15 protein-coding genes are annotated in these 16,702 nt (G+C 60.4%); 7 read left to right on the plus strand and 8 right to left on the minus strand.

Annotated features, from left to right (window positions below; all coding sequences use genetic code 11):
* Positions 1-488 precede the first annotated feature (488 nt).
* The 7 genes from BK658_RS04605 to BK658_RS04635 all read right to left on the minus strand — a co-directional run bounded on the left by BK658_RS04605 (position 489) and on the right by BK658_RS04635 (position 9,080).
* On the minus strand, positions 489-1,055 hold the full coding sequence (locus tag BK658_RS04605; protein ID WP_123581254.1) for a GNAT family N-acetyltransferase: 567 nt from the start codon (positions 1,053-1,055) through the stop codon (positions 489-491).
* 122 nt (positions 1,056-1,177) lie between these two features.
* On the minus strand, positions 1,178-1,948 hold the full coding sequence (gene etfB / locus BK658_RS04610; RefSeq protein WP_123581255.1) for an electron transfer flavoprotein subunit beta: 771 nt from the start codon (positions 1,946-1,948) through the stop codon (positions 1,178-1,180).
* Between the two features lie 15 nt (positions 1,949-1,963).
* The gene (gene etfA, locus BK658_RS04615; protein ID WP_123581256.1) at positions 1,964-3,184 is read right to left on the minus strand and encodes an electron transfer flavoprotein subunit alpha; all 1,221 of its coding nucleotides are present in this window, start codon (positions 3,182-3,184) and stop codon (positions 1,964-1,966) included.
* Positions 3,184-5,133 carry a dimethylglycine demethylation protein DgcB gene (dgcB, locus tag BK658_RS04620; protein WP_123581257.1) on the minus strand — a complete coding sequence of 650 codons (1,950 nt, stop codon included), beginning with the start codon at positions 5,131-5,133 and terminating at the stop codon, positions 3,184-3,186. Before dgcB ends, etfA begins: the two co-directional genes overlap by 1 nt.
* 150 nt (positions 5,134-5,283) lie before the next feature.
* Positions 5,284-7,344, minus strand: coding sequence for a dimethylglycine demethylation protein DgcA (gene dgcA / locus BK658_RS04625; protein ID WP_123581258.1), 2,061 nt, complete (start codon positions 7,342-7,344; stop codon positions 5,284-5,286).
* Between the two features lie 15 nt (positions 7,345-7,359).
* Positions 7,360-7,890 carry a DUF5943 domain-containing protein gene (locus BK658_RS04630; RefSeq protein ID WP_123581259.1) on the minus strand — a complete coding sequence of 177 codons (531 nt, stop codon included), beginning with the start codon at positions 7,888-7,890 and terminating at the stop codon, positions 7,360-7,362.
* A gap of 212 nt (positions 7,891-8,102) precedes the next feature.
* A complete protein-coding gene (locus BK658_RS04635) occupies positions 8,103-9,080 on the minus strand; it encodes a dipeptidase (protein ID WP_123581260.1) in 978 nt (325 codons plus the stop codon).
* A gap of 235 nt (positions 9,081-9,315) precedes the next feature.
* On the opposite strand from BK658_RS04635, the gene BK658_RS04640 reads away from it, so the two are divergent.
* Both BK658_RS04640 and BK658_RS04645 read left to right on the plus strand, forming a co-directional pair.
* A complete protein-coding gene (locus BK658_RS04640; RefSeq protein WP_123581261.1) occupies positions 9,316-9,717 on the plus strand; it encodes a lysozyme inhibitor LprI family protein in 402 nt (133 codons plus the stop codon).
* Positions 9,718-9,816: 99 nt separating this feature from the next.
* Complete coding sequence (locus tag BK658_RS04645) at positions 9,817-10,233, plus strand: DUF3010 family protein (RefSeq protein ID WP_123581262.1); 417 nt, start codon at positions 9,817-9,819, stop codon at positions 10,231-10,233.
* A gap of 117 nt (positions 10,234-10,350) precedes the next feature.
* On the opposite strand, the gene BK658_RS04650 is transcribed toward BK658_RS04645, so the two are convergent.
* Positions 10,351-11,295 carry a GlxA family transcriptional regulator gene (locus BK658_RS04650; RefSeq protein ID WP_123581263.1) on the minus strand — a complete coding sequence of 315 codons (945 nt, stop codon included), beginning with the start codon at positions 11,293-11,295 and terminating at the stop codon, positions 10,351-10,353.
* 355 nt (positions 11,296-11,650) lie between these two features.
* On the opposite strand from BK658_RS04650, the gene choX reads away from it, so the two are divergent.
* The 5 genes from choX (at position 11,651) to BK658_RS04680 (ending at position 16,551) form a co-directional block, all read left to right on the plus strand.
* Positions 11,651-12,595, plus strand: a complete 945-nt coding sequence (gene choX / locus BK658_RS04655) for a choline ABC transporter substrate-binding protein (protein ID WP_123581264.1) — start codon at positions 11,651-11,653, stop codon at positions 12,593-12,595.
* An 86-nt stretch (positions 12,596-12,681) separates the two neighbouring features.
* On the plus strand, positions 12,682-13,569 hold the full coding sequence (gene cdhC / locus BK658_RS04660; RefSeq protein ID WP_123581265.1) for a 3-dehydrocarnitine:acetyl-CoA trimethylamine transferase CdhC: 888 nt from the start codon (positions 12,682-12,684) through the stop codon (positions 13,567-13,569).
* Positions 13,570-13,782: 213 nt separating this feature from the next.
* Positions 13,783-14,748: an L-carnitine dehydrogenase gene (locus BK658_RS04670; protein ID WP_123581267.1), complete on the plus strand. Its 966-nt coding sequence runs from the start codon at positions 13,783-13,785 to the stop codon at positions 14,746-14,748.
* Positions 14,749-14,890: 142 nt separating this feature from the next.
* Positions 14,891-15,367, plus strand: coding sequence for a thioesterase family protein (locus BK658_RS04675; protein ID WP_123581268.1), 477 nt, complete (start codon positions 14,891-14,893; stop codon positions 15,365-15,367).
* A gap of 20 nt (positions 15,368-15,387) precedes the next feature.
* The gene (locus tag BK658_RS04680) at positions 15,388-16,551 is read left to right on the plus strand and encodes a gamma-butyrobetaine dioxygenase (RefSeq protein ID WP_123581269.1); all 1,164 of its coding nucleotides are present in this window, start codon (positions 15,388-15,390) and stop codon (positions 16,549-16,551) included.
* Positions 16,552-16,702 lie beyond the last annotated feature (151 nt).

Genomic DNA, 16,702 nt, shown 5'->3' on the forward strand with positions numbered 1-16,702 from the left:
GCTCACAGAGGATCGCAAACACCTTATCCACAGAAGCGCCAACAGACTTTGGGGGCAACTGTGCAAACTATTCAGTGCGCTGTGGAAAACCACGTCCAGGCTGCATATTTCGTGGGTTTGAGCAGTCAGCAGAGGGCAAAATCCGGTATTTGGTTATTTATTAACCAGAAGCTTGAAAGCCACGATCTATATGGCTTACAGAGGACAGCAAACATCTTATCCACAGAAGCGCCAACAGAGATTGGGGGCAAGTCGTGAGCTACCAATGCCCTTACCCACTGAAAAAAGCTCGAAAAAACACGGGGTTAGCTTGGTCGTTTTTCGTACAAAGGCTTGCAGGGCTTGATCTGCATGGGGTGTAGCGAGGGGTGAACATGTTATCCACAGAAGCGCTAACAGGGATTGTGGGTAACCGCAGCGTGAACGCCCCTCGAATGGCTCGTTCCCACGCTCTGCGTGGGAATGCATCCCGTGACGCTCCGCGTCACCTATGGCCGATACATCAAATAGGCTTCACCCGTGACCCGAATCATCGGGTGGGGTGTGATCTGGCAGGTATCGACGACACGGAAGCCATGTCGCTCGTAAAACCGACGGGCGCCGGTGTTCGCCGCATAGTCGATCAGGCTCAAGCCGTTGAGCCCCAACTGGTTGGCACGGTCATAGGCGTAGGCGAGGAATTGCTGGCCCAAGCCCTGATTGCGCCAACCCTCATGCAGCGCCAGGCTTGAAATATAGAGGGTGTCGGGGATTTCCAGCTTGGCATACGGCGCCAGGACCGGATCGGTGACCGGAGCTGCCAGCGGATCGTGACGCATCACGTAGCTGTGCAGCATGCCAATGACCTTCCCCTCGGCCTGCGCGATCAGGCAGTTCTGATAGGAGAAATCCACATCTTCACGGGCGTAGCGACTGGCACCGACATCCAGCAGGTCCTGGCCGGGCTCTGCCAGCTGGCTCCAGATGTAATCCGCGGCACCTTCTGATGAAATCTGAAACAAGCGAGCAATCTCCCGCGCATCCGCGCGCAAGGCCGAACGAAATTCAACTGCCATTATTTTTCCTTGTGGGAGCGAGCCTGCTCGCGAAAGCGTTGGATCAGCCGACTTCGATGCAGAATGTTAGCCCCCATTCGCGAGCAAGCTCGCTCCCACATTAGATCTGCGCTGATTTTCTGTTAGCGAACCACGCCTTCTTCAATCAGCAACTTGAGAATCGCTTCAGCCCCGGCTTCGGCACTCAAGCCTTTGAGCACTTGCCCACCGCCACCGCTGGCCTTGGCCGTTGCAGCTTTCATCCGGTCGGCGCCGCTCTTGGCCTTGATCACTTTCAAGCGTTTTGGCCGTGGCTTGGCCGGCTGCAACGTCGCAACCGCCAGCAATTCATCATCGATGACCTCAACGTCTTCCGCCTGCAACACTCCGCGCCGCGCCGGGCCGAAGGCGCTTTGCCGTGGCTTGGGCGCCGCGTTATCCACAGTGGCGAGAAACGGCAGGCGCACCTTCAAGCGTCGACGTTGGCCACGGGGCAAGGCTTGCAGCACCAGGGCCGAATTGCCGTCGATGGACTCGACCTGCGCCAGCCCGACCACCAGCGGCCAGCCGAGGCTTTCCGCCAGCAGGAACGGCAACATGCCCGAGCCTTCACCGGTTTCCGCCTGCCTGCCGGTCAGCACAACCTGCGCGCCAGCATCGCGCAAATAAGCGGTCAGCGCTGGCAGCGCATCTGCGCCTTGGGGCTGTTCGAGCACATGCAGCTGTTCCAGGCCCATGCCCAGATAAGCCCGCAGCGCAGGCTCCTCGACATCACCGGCGTGCAGCACTTGCAGGTTATCCCCGGCCAATTGAAGACCGAGCTCAACCGCCCGCGCATCCTGCTCGGCGCGGCGTGGCCGGCCCGAGGTCGGGTGGGCGCCGATCGACACCAGGCTGATGACATTCGTACTCATAACCCTTTCCTTCTCTTAAGCCGCATCGCGCTTGGCGTCGTTGCGGTAAGCCTCTACCGCCGCGATCAAGGCCTGAAGAATTTCTGCGCTTTCACCTATCACCGACAGGTCGGCGCGCTTGATCATGTCGCAGCCAGGATCGAGGTTGATCGCCACCACCTTGTCGCAGGCACCAATGCCTTGCAGGTGCTGGATCGCCCCGGAAATTCCCACCGCCACGTACACCCGCGCCGTGACCCAGGTACCGCTGGCGCCGACCTGACGGTCGCGGGCCATGAAGCCATCGTCCACGGCCACCCGCGATGCGCCTTCGGTCGCGCCCAACGCCGCTGCCGTCCTGTGGAAAAGATTCCAGTCCTTGACCCCGTTGCCGCCCGAGAAAATGAACTCGGCTTCGGCCATCGGAATCGCTGCCGGGTCGACTGCTACCGCGCCCAGGTCCTCGATCCGCGACAGGCTGCGCGCAACCGCTGTGGATAACTCCACCGGCAACGCTTCATGACGGGTTTCGCTGACCGGTTCGGCGCATTCCACCGCCGCCAGAATCAAGCGTGCAACAGGACGCGCCAAGTCTTGCAGACCGGCACCGGCGCGGCCGATGCACTCTTGATCCTTGACCTGCCAGACCCGTGTGGCCGGGCGTTCGCCGAGTGCCGCGGCAAAGCGCCGACCCAGTTCACCGCCACCGGTGCGGCTGTCCGGCAGCAACCAGTGACGAGGGCTGAACTGGTTATCCACAGCCCGTAGACCCTGCACCCGCTGTTCCGGTGCATAACCCTCGAATTCTTCGCCATCCAGCACCAGCAGGCGGTCGACGCCCGCAGTAGCGAAGGCGTTTTCCTTGTGTTCGCCAAAGACCACCGCCAACACGGCACCGTCCTTGCCGGCCAATTGATGGGCCAGGCCCAGCAGGTCGCGGTCGTGGCTGCTCAAACGGCCGCCGACCATGTCCGGCACCACACTGATGTAGAACGCAGGTGTAGCCACCTGATGCAGCGGCAGTTGCACTTCAACGGCGGCCGTACGCTTGGTCGCCCCGCCCTGCTGTGCACCACTGCGGTCAATCCGCTTGATGCCATTGGGGCCGATGAAACCAATTCCATGAGGATTCTTGCGAATGATCCCGTTGGGACCCATCCAGCTGTGTTCCACCGGTTGCATGGCGGCATGCAGCGGATGCAGACGGTTGCGGGCGATCCATTCGGCGCGCGGATCGCGGCGGATAATGTCGCTCATCAGTGGGCCTCCGCGGGTTGACGTTTAGTCGGTGCCGGTGACTTGCTGGGCGCCGCGTCTTCGAGCAGCGCGTCGGCCACCAACTCGGCGATGTCCTTGATCAGCGGCCGTGGCTCGACCACGCCTTCGAGCATCGCAGTGCACTGTGGACAACCCACAGCCACCAGTTCAGCACCGGTTTCGCGGATGTCTTCCATGCGCATGTCGGGGATCCGTTGCTTGCCCGGAATGTCGGTGATCGGCGCACCGCCGCCGCCACCGCAGCAGCGCGAGCGGAAACCGGAACGTTGCATTTCCTTGACCTCGATCCCCAGCGCACGCAGTACCTGGCGCGGCGCCTCGTATTCGCCGTTGTAACGACCGAGGTAGCACGGGTCGTGATAGGTCACGCTGTTGCCTTTGTGCTGACCCAGATTGAGTGCGCCAGCGTCGATGATTTCCGCCATGTAGGTGCTGTGGTGCTGCACCAGGTAGTTGCCATCGAAGGCGCCGTATTCATTCTTCAGCACGTGGAAGCTGTGCGGATCGCAGGTGACGATGCGGTTGAAGCTGTATTTGGCCAAGGTCTGGATGTTGCGTTTGGCCAACAACTGGAAGGTCGCTTCGTCGCCCAGACGGCGTGCCACATCGCCGCTGTCACGCTCTTCAAGACCGAGCACGGCAAAGTCGACTTTCGCGGCTTTCAGTACTTTGACGAAGGCGCGCAAGGTGCGCTGGTTGCGCATGTCGAACGCACCGTCGCCAACCCAGAACAGCACGTCGGTGGATTTCTTCTCGCTGAGCAGTGTCAGGTTCAAGTCCGCCGCCCAGTTCATCCGCCCACCCGGGGCGAAACCGCCCGGGTTGTCGGTGGCAATCAGGTTTTCCAGGACTTCGGCGCCCTTGTTCGGCGTCGCGCCTTTTTCCAGGGTCAGATGGCGGCGCATGTCGACGATGGCGTCAACGTGCTCGATCATCATCGGACACTCTTCAACGCACGCGCGGCAAGTGGTGCAAGACCAGAGGGTTTCCGCGTCCACCAGACCGTTGACGATCGGCTGATGCGGATTACCCGCGTGTTCACCGATAGCTTTGCCTGGGTACAGACTGCCAGCGAACTTGGCATCGGTGCCGCCGGCCAGGCCGACGACCATGTCCTGAATCAGTTTTTTCGGGTTCAGTGGCTGACCAGCGGCAAACGCCGGGCACGCCGCTTCGCATTTACCGCACTGCACGCAGGCGTCGAAGCCGAGCAGTTGGTTCCAGGTGAAATCCTTGGGTTTTTCCACACCGAGCGGCGCGCTTGGGTCGTTGAGATCCAGCGGTTTCAAACCGGTGGAGCGACCACCACCAAAACGTTCGGCGCGACGGTGCCAGGCCAGGTGCAAGGCACCGGCGAAGGCATGCTTCATCGGCCCACCCCAGGTCATGCCGAAGAACAACTCGGATACGCCCCACAGCACGCCAACACCGAGGATCGCTGCCAACAGCCAACCGCCGAAGTTTTCCGGAAGGATGCCCGCCACCGGCAAGGTCACCAGGAAGAACGACGCCGAGAATGCCAGCAAGCTTTTCGGCAGGCGCATCCACGGACCTTTGGATAAACGCGCTGGCGGGTTGCGCCGACGCAGGTAAACAAAGATCGCACCGACGAACATCACTGCCGTCATCAACAACAACGCATAACCGAGGAAGCGGTTATGCAGGCCAAAACCGTGAACCAGGATCGCCAGCACGATGGACGCCACCGCGCCACCCGCCGTGGCGACGTGGGTGTTGGCGATGTATTTGTCCCGCGCCACCACGTGGTGCAGATCGACCATGTAGCGTTTGGGCATGGCCAGCAGGCCGCCGATCAAGTCGACCTTGGACGCACGGCCCCGGCGCCACATAGCCACCCGCCGCAACGCGCCCAGGACAGCCAGGCCCAGGGCGGCAAACAGCAGGATGGGAAGAAGGGTGTTTAGCATGGTGGAGCTCCCAAAGACCTCGGGGTCTATGATCGTTCCCACGCTCTGCGTGGGAATGCAGCCCGTGACGCTCCGCGTCACATCAAAAGCGGACGCGGAGCGTCCATTGAGGCATTCCCACGCGGAGCGTGGGAACGATCAATTCGGTACTTAAAAATCCTTGCAAAGCCGCAGTGCGTCGTAGATCGCCGCGTGCGTGTTGCGCTGGGCCACGCAGTCACCGATGCGGAACAGCAAGTAGCCGTCACCCGCCTGGCTCAACGATGGCTGAGGCTTGATCGCGAACAAGGCTTCGATGTCCATCTGGCCTTTGTTGCGCGAGCCTTCCTTCAGCGCGTAATAGATTTCTTCGTCCGGCCGCACGCCGTTCTCGACCACGACCTGGTCGACCACCCGCTCCTCTTTGGCGCCGGTGTATTCGTTCTCCAGCACCGCCACCAGCTTGTCGCCTTCGCGGTAGACCTTCTCCAGCATCATGTCCCCGGTCATGATCACTTCTTTCGGGTACATGCTGCGGTAGTACGTCGGGAACGATGTGCCGCCAATAGCCACACCCGGCTTGATGTCGTCGGTGACGATCTCGACCTGGCTGCCTTTGTCGGCGAGGAAGTCCGCCGTCGACATCCCGGTGAACTCGCAAATGGTGTCGTAGACCAGTACGTTCTTGCCCGGCGCAACCTTGCCGTCGAGGATGTCCCAGCTGCTGACCACCAAGCCTTCAGCTGCGCCCCAGTGTTCGTTCTGCTCAAGGAACGGATGACCGCCAACAGCGAGCACTACCACGTCCGGACGCAGGTCGAGAATGGTCGCTGCATCGGCCGCCACGCCCAGGCGCAGGTCTACTTTCAAACGCGCCAGCTCCAGCTGGAACCAACGGGTGATACCGGCGATCTGGTCCCGTTGCGGGGCTTTCGAGGCGGTAGTGATTTGCCCACCGATGAATTCTTTCTTCTCGAACAAAGTCACGTCGTGGCCACGTTCGGCCGACACGCGCGCAGCTTCCATCCCGGCAGGGCCGGCACCAACCACCACGACTTTGCGTTTCACACCGGTCGATTTCTCGATGATGTGCGGCACGCCCATGTATTCACGGGAGGTCGCGGCGTTCTGGATGCACAGTACGTCCAGACCCTGGTACTGACGATCGATGCAGTAGTTGGCGCCCACACACTGTTTGATCTGGTCGATCTGGCCCATCTTGATCTTGGCGATCAGGTGCGGGTCGGCAATGTGCGCGCGGGTCATGCCGACCATGTCGACGTAACCGCCTTCCAGAATACGGGTTGCCTGGTTCGGGTCCTTGATGTTCTGCGCGTGCAGCACCGGGGCCTTGACCACTTCCTTGATACCGGCCGCCAAGTGCAGGAACGGCTCCGGTGGATAACTCATGTTGGGGATAACGTTGGCCAGGGTGTTGTGGGTATCGCACCCCGAGCCCACGACGCCGATGAAATCGATCATGCCGGTGTCGTCGTAGTACTTGGCGATTTGCTTCATGTCCTCATGGCTCAGGCCATCAGGGTGGAATTCATCACCGCAGATACGGATGCCGACGCAGAAGTCCGGACCGACTTCCTTGCGCACAGCCTTGATCACTTCCAGGCCGAAACGCATGCGGTTCTCGAAGCTGCCGCCCCATTCATCGGTACGTTTGTTGACGCGCGGGCTCCAGAACTGGTCGATCATGTGCTGGTGCACGGCCGACAGTTCAACGCCGTCCAGGCCACCGGCCTTGGCACGCGCAGCGGCGCTGGCGTAGTTGCCGATCACCCGCCAGATTTCTTCCGGCTCGATGGTTTTGCAGGTCGCGCGGTGCACCGGCTCACGGATACCCGACGGCGACAGCAGGGTCGGCCAATGCTCGCCGTCCCAACGCGAGCGACGGCCCATGTGGGTAATCTGGATCATGATCTTGGCGCCATGCTTGTGCATGGCATCGGCCAGGTTCTGGAAGTGCGGAATAATCCGGTCGTCGGCCAGGTTGACCGATTTCCACCAGCCTTGCGGGCTGTCGATGGCCACGCTGGAAGAACCGCCGCAAATCGCCAGGCCGATCCCGCCCTTGGCTTTCTCTTCGTAGTACTTGACGTACCGATCGGTGGTCATCCCGCCGTCGGTGGCGTAAACCTCGGCGTGCGCGGTGCTGAGCACGCGGTTGCGGATGGTCAGTTTGCCGATTTGAATCGGCTGGAACATTGCTTCGAAAGCCATGGCAGGATCCTCGACTTACAACGGCTTGACGGTGAACAAGCCGTCGTCGTGGCCTTCTTCAGAGCCACCGTATACCTGTTCGGCGACGGTGCGAATCTTGCTGCCGCGCGCTTGCAGGATCTGGTCCATGGCACCGGCAAACCAGCCAGTGAACATGTAGTCGACCTTGCGTCCGACCTTGCCGTAGACGTAGACGAACGCCGAGTGTTCGAGCTTGACGCTGGCGGTGCCTTTTTCGAGGTCGATGTCCTGGATCTTGAACAGGCCCCAGCCACGTTGCGATAGGCGCTTCATGTAGTGCTCGAACACCGCAACGCCTTCCAGGCCGTGGCATTCAGCTTCTTTTTCACACCAGTGCCAGGCGGACTTGTAGCCAGCCTTGTAGAGGATCTCGGCATAGCCGTCAGCGCCCAGCACTTCCTCGATACCCATGTGGTTGTTGACGAAGAAGTGACGCGGCACATACAGCATCGGCAGGGCGTCAGAGGTCCAGACACCGGTTTCGCTGTCGACTTCGATTGGCAATTGAGGGGCGATTTTGGCCATGGAAACTTAACTCCGGAAAATTCGTTTTTAGTACCTAGCAAAGCCTTGGCTTTGCATTAATAAAAAGCTGTGTGAATGCCTTTGGAGCCGTAGCGAGCACGTCGAGAGCAAGGAAGGACCGGAGCGACAAGCGAGACAGTACGGGACGTACGGCGAGCTTGGCGCGAGGACCTGACGCAGCTATCGGCGAGCGGAGTAGGCTCCAGAGGTATTCACTCGCCCCAGACGTCTTTCAGGACGCTCACCCAGTTTTCGCCCATGATCTTGCGCACTACGCGCTCGGAATGGCCGCGCTTGAGCAGCGTCTCGGTCAGGTTCGGGAACTCGCCCACGGTGCGGATGCCCAGCGGGTTGATGATCTTGCCGAAGTTGGTCAGACGACGGGCATAGCCCTTGTCGTGGGTCAGCATTTCGAAGAAGTCCTGGCCATGACCCTGGGTGAAGTCGGTGCCGATACCGATCGCGTCTTCACCGACGATGTTCATGGTGTATTCGATGGCTTCGGCGTAGTCGTCGATGGTCGAATCGATGCCTTTGGCGAGGAACGGTGCGAACATGGTCACGCCGACAAAACCGCCATGGTCGGCAATGAATTTCAGTTCTTCATCGGACTTGTTGCGCGGGTGCTCTTTGAGACCCGACGGCAGGCAGTGGGAGTAGCACACCGGTTTTTTCGATTCGAGGATGACTTCTTCGGACGTCTTGGAGCCGACGTGGGACAGATCGCACATGATGCCGGCGCGGTTCATTTCCGCGACGATTTCACGACCGAAACCGGACAGGCCGCCGTCACGTTCGTAGCAACCGGTGCCCACCAGGTTCTGGGTGTTGTAGCACATCTGTACCACGCCAACCCCGAGTTGCTTGAAGATCTCGACGTAGCCGATCTGATCCTCAAAAGCATGGGCATTCTGGAAGCCGAAGATGATCCCGGTCTTGCCCTGTTCCTTGGCGAGACGGATGTCGGCGGTGGTCTTGACCGGAATCACCAGGTCGCTGTTCTCACGGATCAGCTTCTGGCTGGCGGCGATGTTGTTGATGGTCGCCTGGAACCCTTCCCACACCGACACGGTGCAGTTGGCCGCGGTCAAGCCGCCTTTGCGCATGTCTTCAAACAGCTCGCGGTTCCACTTGGCAATAATCAGCCCGTCGATAACGATGCTGTCGGCGTGCAATTCGGCTGGGCTCATCAGGCAGTCCCCTATTAGCGATTCATGCGCCGAATCGTCTGCCGGCGCTTTGGGTCAGCATATGCTTGAGGGACGGGGCAGCCGGGTGCAAAAACGACAGGGGAATTGCCGAAAGCGTCAATACGCGACAAAGGGTCTCACCGCAGGCCCTTTGCCCTCCTGTTCTTTCCCGAATAGTTGGGCCAGAATTCGCCGTATCACTGGATGCATCACTGGAACAAGGGGCGGCAGCGCAATGAAATCGATCTTCCTGGCTTTGGCACTGATAGCGACCGGCGTACAGGCGGCAGAAGAAGCCGACAAAAACCCGTGCGATGCGGTCGAAAACGACGTCCAGACCCTGGAATGCTCGACCTATAGCAAAAACACCGCCGAACAACTGCTCAAGGACAATTTCCAGGGATTGCTGGATCGGATGAAAACCCAATACGCGAACAACAAGGCGCAGTTGGCAGACATCACCGGCAAACTCCAGACCGCCGAGCAGCTCTGGATGAAATCGCGGGATGCCGATTGCGCGATTGCAGCGTTCCCTGCAGCGGTGGGCAGCAAGACCTACACCATGGACCTGAACGATTGCCTGTCGAGCAAGAGCGACGAACGGTCGGAGTTTCTGGAGTCGATCGGTCAGCAGTAACGGACAGCATGCTGTCCGTTATGGCGCTAAAAGGACGATAAGAGACAACATGTTGTCTTTTATCGCCCGTCACTCAACGCATCCCTCCAAGGCGAGTCCATGAAAATCTGCGGCATCGAAATCAAAGGCAGCGAGGCGATCTTCGCCGTCGCCTCCCTCGACAATCAGGTGCTGACTCACGTCGCCCTGAACACCAAGAAAGTCGCCCTCGACGATGATGACGAAGCCACCAACGTCAAAGCCTTCGCTGCACAGATCAGCGCGTTTGTTCGCGATAACGGCATCGATCGCATCGCAATCAAGAAACGCAGCAAAAAAGGCGAGTTCGCCGGCGGCCCGACCACCTTCAAGATCGAAGGGGTTTTCCAGTTGCTGGACAACTGCGAGGTGACGCTGCTGTCACCGCAGACCATTAACGCCCAGAACAAGAAGTTCGACTTTGCCCTGCCAGCGACGCTGAACAAGTATCAGCATGAGGCGTACAAGGCGGCGTGTTCAGGGTTGATGAAGAAGTAATCCAACTGATCGTTCCCACGCTCCCGCGTGGGAATGCATTCCGTGACGCTCTGCGTCACATCTCGAAGCGGACGCAGAGCGTCCATGGCGGCGTTCCCACGCAGAGCGTGGGAACGATCATGCCTTGACGGTACGTCGGTCCTCGCGCGGGCAGCGGGCAAACCGCGTCCGATAACTGCGGGTGAAATAAGACGGCGATTCGAACCCGCAGGCGATGCTCACTTCCAGCACGCTCATGTCAGTCTGGCGCAGCAGCTGCCGGGCTTTTTCCAGCCTTAGCCCCAGATAGAAGTTGCTCGGCGTGTCGTTGAGGTGCAAGCGGAACAGCCGCTCAAGCTGACGTCGCGTCACCTTGATCGAATCCGCCAGTTCCAGGGTGCTGAGCGGCGGCTCGCTGTGCTGCTCCATCTCGCCAATCACCTGCACCAGTTTCTTGTTGCTGATGCCATAGCGCGTGGCGATCTGCATGCGCTGGTGGTCTTTGCGCGGGCGAATGCGCCCGAGCACAAACTGTTCGCTGACCTGAACCGCCAACTCGGGGCCGTGAGCCTGGGCGATCAGGTCGAGCATCAGGTCGATGGACGCTGTGCCGCCGGCCGAAGTGATGCGGCGCCGGTCGATTTCGAACAGCTCCTGGGTCACGCTGATCTGTGGATAAGACTCCTTGAACGCGTCGATGGCTTCCCAGTGCAGGGTCACGCGGTGGCCGTCGAGCAGCCCCGCTTCGGCGAGGACAAAACTGCCGGTGTCGATGCCGCCGAGGATCACGCCATCGTGATCCAGGCGACGCAGCCAGTGTTCCAGAGTCGGGTTGACGAACTTCAGCGGTTCGAACCCCGCGACCACCAGCAGGGTCGCACCCTTTTTCAGCGGTTCCAACGCCGCGTCGGCGTTGAGCGACATGCCGTTGCTGGCCAATACCGGGCCGCCGTCGGCGCTCAGCACATGCCAGCGGTACAGTTCGCCGCGAAAGCGGTTGGCCACCCGCAACGGTTCGATCGCCGAGATGAAACCGATAGCCGAGAAACCCGGCATCAACAGAAAGTAGAAATCCTGGGACATGGAACTCACTCCGATGCGTCGGGCAGCGTGTGGACGTTGATACGCCACTTGCAAGCGACAGACAAGAGCACAGGTCGCTGCAGTGCAAGAGCTGGTCGCCGCTGTGCGTTTTCCGCCAGGTTCAGCTGCGTAACGTGACATCACCGGCACAGGGGTATCCGGTCTTGAAAATAGCTGCTCAATTTTGGCGGCGTCTGTTGTCCTCAGGCTGCGTTGCCGCTCCTCGTCATAGCGGGCTATGACTCGTCGCGGCGCCTTGCCTGAGGACAACAGCCACTCGCCAAAATATGAGCGTATTTCCAAGACCGGATACAGACGCCGGACCCCACAATAACGACCTGCCGAGGATCCCACCATGAAACGACTGATCAGCAGCTGCGTTCTCGCACTCAGTGGTACCGCTTTCTTGAGTTCCGGCGCGATGGCTGCCGACCCTGCCGCATGCCAGAACGTGCGCATGGGTGTGGTGAACTGGACCGACGTGATCGCCACCAGCGCCATGACCCAGGTTCTGCTCGATGGCCTCGGCTACAAGACCAAACAAACCAGTGCTTCCCAGCAAATCATTTTCGCCGGCATCCGCGACCAGCGCCTGGACATGTTCCTCGGCTACTGGAACCCGTTGATGACCCAGACCATCACCCCGTTTGTCGCCGGCAAGCAAGTGACCGTCCTGAGCGAACCTAGCCTCAAGGATGCCCGCGCCACCCTGGCCGTGCCGACTTACCTCGCCGACAAGGGCCTGAAAACCTTCGCTGATATCGCCAAGTTCGAAAAAGAACTGGGCGGCAAGATCTACGGCATCGAGCCAGGTTCGGGCGCCAACACCCAGATCAAGGAAATGATCGCCAAGAACCAGTTCGGCCTGGGCAAGTTCCAGCTGGTCGAATCCAGTGAGGCCGGCATGCTCGCGGCAGTGGATCGTGCCGTACGCCGCAACGAAGCCGTGGTGTTCTTCGGCTGGGCGCCGCACCCGATGAACGTCAACGTGAAAATGACCTACCTCACCGGCAGCCAGGACGCCTTGGGCCCGAACGAAGGCTCGGCCACCGTCTGGACCGTGACCGCCCCGAACTACGCCAGCCAGTGCCCGAACGTCAGCCGTTTGCTGAGCAACCTGACCTTCACCGCCGAAGACGAGAGCCGGATGATGCAACCGCTGCTCGATCACAAGGACGCTTTCGAATCAGCCAAGCAATGGCTCAAGGATCACCCGCAAGACAAGCAACGCTGGCTTGAAGGTGTGACTACGTTCGACGGCAAACCGGCTGCCGAGAATCTGCAACTGAGCAGTAAATAACCCTGAAATGAACCCATCTTCGCAGCCGACATCGGTTGCGAGCGGGCCCGCTACGCCCAAAAATCATGTCTGAAGGAAACCGCACCATGAACCACGACGTCATCATCACCTGCGCACTCACCGGTGCTGGCGACACGACCGCCAAAAGCCCACACGTGCCGGTCACCCCAAAACAGATCGCGGCCGCTGCGGTGGAAGCCGCCAAAGCCGGCGCCACCGTGGTCCACTGCCACGTGCGCAACCCTGAAACCGGGAAGTTCAGCCGCGATGTGGCGCTGTACCGTGAAGTGATGGAGCGTATTCGCGAAGCGGACGTCGACATCATCGTCAACCTCACGGCTGGCATGGGTGGCGACCTGGAAATCGGCGCTGGCGAGAACCCGATGGAGTTTGGCCCGAACACCGACCTCGTCGGTCCGTTGACCCGTCTGGCCCACGTTGAAGAGCTGCTGCCGGAAATCTGCACGCTCGATTGCGGCACTCTGAATTTCGGCGACGGCGACACCATTTACGTCTCCACCCCGGCTCAGCTGCGCGCTGGCGCCAAACGCATCCAGGAGTTGGGCGTAAAAGCCGAGTTGGAAATCTTCGACACCGGTCACCTGTGGTTTGCCAAACAGTTGATCAAGGAAGGCCTGCTCGACGACCCGCTGTTCCAGCTGTGCCTGGGCATCCCATGGGGCGCTCCGGCTGATACCACCACCATGAAAGCCATGGTCGACAACCTGCCGGCCAATGCGGTCTGGGCCGGGTTCGGCATCGGTCGCATGCAAATGCCGATGGCGGCTCAAGCGGTGCTGCTGGGCGGCAACGTGCGGGTCGGGCTGGAAGACAATATCTGGCTGGATCGCGGCGTACTGGCGACCAACGGCCAACTGGTCGAACGTGCCAGCGAAATCCTCAGCCGCCTCGGCGCCCGCGTTCTGACCCCAGCCGAAGGCCGGGTGAAGATGGGCCTGACCAAGCGCGGTTAAACCAACTTACACCTCACCTGTGGGAGCGAGCTTTTGTGGCGAGGGGGCTTGCCCCCGTTCGGCTGCGAAGCAGTCGTAAAACTTTGCATGCGGTGTGCATGACACACCGCGGTTGCAGGTTTTGGGGCCGCTTCGCGACCCAACGGGGGCAAGCCCCCTCGCCACAAAGGCCCGCTCCCACATTGGATCACCGAATACTTTCAGGAATTTGCCATGAGCTTTATCACCGAAATCAAAACATTCGCCGCGCTGGGCAGTGGTGTCATCGGCAGCGGTTGGGTATCCCGTGCCCTCGCCCATGGCCTTGATGTGGTGGCTTGGGACCCGGCGCCCGGCGCCGAAGCCGCGCTGCGCAAACGCGTCGCCAATGCCTGGGGCGCACTGGAAAAACAGGGCCTGACACCCGGCGCTTCGCAAGATCGCCTGCGCTTTGTCGCGACCATCGAAGAATGCGTGCGGGATGCCGACTTCATCCAGGAAAGCGCCCCGGAACGCCTTGAACTGAAGCTCGAACTGCACAGCAAAATCAGCGCGGCGGCCAAACCCAATGCACTGATCGGTTCCAGCACTTCAGGGCTGTTGCCGAGCGAGTTCTACGAGGGCTCGACCCACCCGGAACGCTGCGTAGTCGGCCATCCGTTCAACCCGGTTTACCTGCTGCCACTGGTGGAAGTGGTGGGTGGCAAGAACACTGCGCCAGAAGCGGTGCAGGCGGCCATGAAAGTTTACGAATCGCTGGGCATGCGACCGCTGCATGTGCGCAAGGAAGTACCGGGCTTTATCGCGGATCGTCTGCTCGAAGCGCTGTGGCGCGAGGCACTGCACCTGGTCAACGACGGCGTGGCGACCACCGGCGAAATCGACGATGCAATTCGGTTTGGCGCCGGGCTGCGCTGGTCGTTCATGGGCACGTTCCTGACCTACACCCTGGCCGGCGGCGATGCCGGTATGCGGCACTTCATGGCGCAATTCGGTCCGGCACTGCAACTGCCATGGACGTACCTGCCCGCACCGGAACTGACCGACAAGCTGATCGACGATGTGGTCGACGGCACCAGCGATCAACTGGGCAGACACAGCATTTCAGCGCTGGAGCGCTATCGTGATGATTGCTTGCTGGCGGTGCTGGAGGCGGTGAAGACCACCAAGGCCAAACATGGGATGACCTTCAGCGAATAACGCGCCAGCAGGTACGCCGCCATCGCGAGCAGGCTCGCTCCCACATTCAACCGCATGCCTTTGATAGAACTCAGCCACCTGTGGGAGCGAGCCTGCTCGCGATAGCGGCAGTCCAGTCACCATCAATGTCGGAACCTGAACCATGCCAACCCTCACCACCTACACAACCACCATCATCCCCGACTGGGTCGACTACAACGGCCATCTGCGCGATGCGTTTTACCTGCTGATCTTCAGCTACGCCACCGATGCGCTGATGGATCAACTGGGCATGGACAGCAACAGCCGCGAAGCCAGCGGCAACTCGCTGTTCACCCTCGAACTGCACCTCAATTACCTGCACGAAGTGAAGCTCGGCGCCGAGGTCGAGGTGCATACCCGGATCATCGGTCACGACCGCAAACGCCTGCACCTTTACCACAGCCTGCATCTGGTCGGCGACGCGCAGGAACTGGCGGGCAACGAACAAATGCTGTTGCACGTCGACCTGGCCGGTCCGCGTTCGGCACCGTTCAGCGAACCGGTACTGAACAAACTGCTGGCCATGACTGCACTGCAATCGGACTTGCCCACACCGGCCTATATCGGCCGAGTGATCGCACTACCGCCGGAAAAATAACAATCAAAAAAGGAGCTCGCATGAACACCGCCGCCGCTGTTGCCGACTTCCGCAGTTATCCGTTGATCAGTGCATTGACCGCCGTGCAAACCCTGGCGGATCACGTGCAAGTGAACTGGGCCGATGGCCGGGTCAGCCCCTTTCATCATCAATGGCTGCGCGACAACTGTCCGTGCCCGGTTTGCGTGTATGCCGTGACCCGCGAACAGGTGTTGGAAATCGTCGATGTCGCTGAAGATCTGTGCCCCGTCGTGGCCCAAGTGGATGCGCAGGGCTGTCTGTCTATCGACTGGCTGGACGGCCATACCAGCCGCTTCGATCCAGGCTGGTTACGTGCTCACGCCTATGACGATGAATCCCGCGCCGAGCGTAGCGCCGGCAAACCGAAAAGCCAGCTGTGGAACAGCCAACTGAAGCTGCCGGTGTTCGAATATCAGGCGGTAATGGAGGATCCCAAAGCCTTGCTGCAATGGCTTCTGGCACTGCGCGATATCGGCCTGACCCAAGTACGCGGCGTCCCCACCGAGCCCGGCTCGCTGACGCACATCGCCAAGCGGATTTCGTTTATTCGCGAGAGCAATTTCGGCGTGCTGTTCAACGTGCAATCCAAGGCTGACGCCGACAGCAACGCTTACACCGCATTCAACCTGCCGCTGCACAGCGACCTGCCGACGCGCGAGTTGCAACCGGGGCTGCAATTTCTGCATTGCCTGGTCAATGACGCGGACGGTGGCGAGAGCATTTTTGTCGACGGTTTCGCCATTGCCGACGCCTTGCGTCAGGAAGACCCCGAGGCCTTCCGTGCGCTGTGCGAGATCCCCGTGGAGTTTCGCAACAAGGACCGCCACAGCGACTACCGCTGCCTGGCGCCGATCATCGCCCTCGATACGCTGGGGCAAGTGTCGGAAATCCGCATGGCGAACTTCCTGCGGGGGCCGTTTGATACATCGGTCGAGCAGATGCCCAAGCTGTATCGGGCCTATCGACGCTTTATCGCCATGACCCGCGAAGCGCGCTTCCGGCTCATCACCCGGCTCAATCCTGGTGAAATGTGGTGCTTCGACAACCGCCGAACCCTCCACGCCCGCAACGCTTTCGACCCCACCAGCGGCGCCCGGCATTTTCAGGGCTGCTACATCGATCGCGATGAGCTGCTGTCGCGGATATTGGTGTTGCAACGCTAAGTCAAAAGATCGCAGGCTGCGCCAGCTCCTACGGGAAAATGTGTTCGGCGTAGGAGCTGCCGCAGGCTGCGATCTGTTGCTCTTCAACAGACAAAAAAAGCCCCGATCAAGCCGTGACAGGATCGGGGCAGAAGTTACTGTTGAGGAGCTG

This window comes from Pseudomonas brassicacearum (assembly GCF_003732175.1).
GTDB classification, from domain to species: domain Bacteria; phylum Pseudomonadota; class Gammaproteobacteria; order Pseudomonadales; family Pseudomonadaceae; genus Aquipseudomonas; species Aquipseudomonas brassicacearum_G.

Bases quoted from the DNA above. Each gene is read 5' to 3' on its own strand.
- BK658_RS04630 (WP_123581259.1), bottom strand. From the start codon at position 7,890: ATGGCCAAAATCGCCCCTCAATTGCCAATCGAAGTCGACAGCGAAACC.
- BK658_RS04680 (WP_123581269.1), top strand. From the start codon at position 15,388: ATGAACACCGCCGCCGCTGTTGCCGACTTCCGCAGTTATCCGTTGATC.
- cdhC (WP_123581265.1), top strand. From the start codon at position 12,682: ATGAACCACGACGTCATCATCACCTGCGCACTCACCGGTGCTGGCGAC.
- BK658_RS04675 (WP_123581268.1), top strand. From the start codon at position 14,891: ATGCCAACCCTCACCACCTACACAACCACCATCATCCCCGACTGGGTC.
- etfA (WP_123581256.1), bottom strand. From the start codon at position 3,184: ATGAGCGACATTATCCGCCGCGATCCGCGCGCCGAATGGATCGCCCGC.
- BK658_RS04640 (WP_123581261.1), top strand. From the start codon at position 9,316: ATGAAATCGATCTTCCTGGCTTTGGCACTGATAGCGACCGGCGTACAG.
- BK658_RS04605 (WP_123581254.1), bottom strand. From the start codon at position 1,055: ATGGCAGTTGAATTTCGTTCGGCCTTGCGCGCGGATGCGCGGGAGATT.
- dgcB (WP_123581257.1), bottom strand. From the start codon at position 5,133: ATGCTAAACACCCTTCTTCCCATCCTGCTGTTTGCCGCCCTGGGCCTG.
- BK658_RS04635 (WP_123581260.1), bottom strand. From the start codon at position 9,080: ATGAGCCCAGCCGAATTGCACGCCGACAGCATCGTTATCGACGGGCTG.
- BK658_RS04645 (WP_123581262.1), top strand. From the start codon at position 9,817: ATGAAAATCTGCGGCATCGAAATCAAAGGCAGCGAGGCGATCTTCGCC.
- BK658_RS04670 (WP_123581267.1), top strand. From the start codon at position 13,783: ATGAGCTTTATCACCGAAATCAAAACATTCGCCGCGCTGGGCAGTGGT.
- choX (WP_123581264.1), top strand. From the start codon at position 11,651: ATGAAACGACTGATCAGCAGCTGCGTTCTCGCACTCAGTGGTACCGCT.
- dgcA (WP_123581258.1), bottom strand. From the start codon at position 7,344: ATGGCTTTCGAAGCAATGTTCCAGCCGATTCAAATCGGCAAACTGACC.
- etfB (WP_123581255.1), bottom strand. From the start codon at position 1,948: ATGAGTACGAATGTCATCAGCCTGGTGTCGATCGGCGCCCACCCGACC.
- BK658_RS04650 (WP_123581263.1), bottom strand. From the start codon at position 11,295: ATGTCCCAGGATTTCTACTTTCTGTTGATGCCGGGTTTCTCGGCTATC.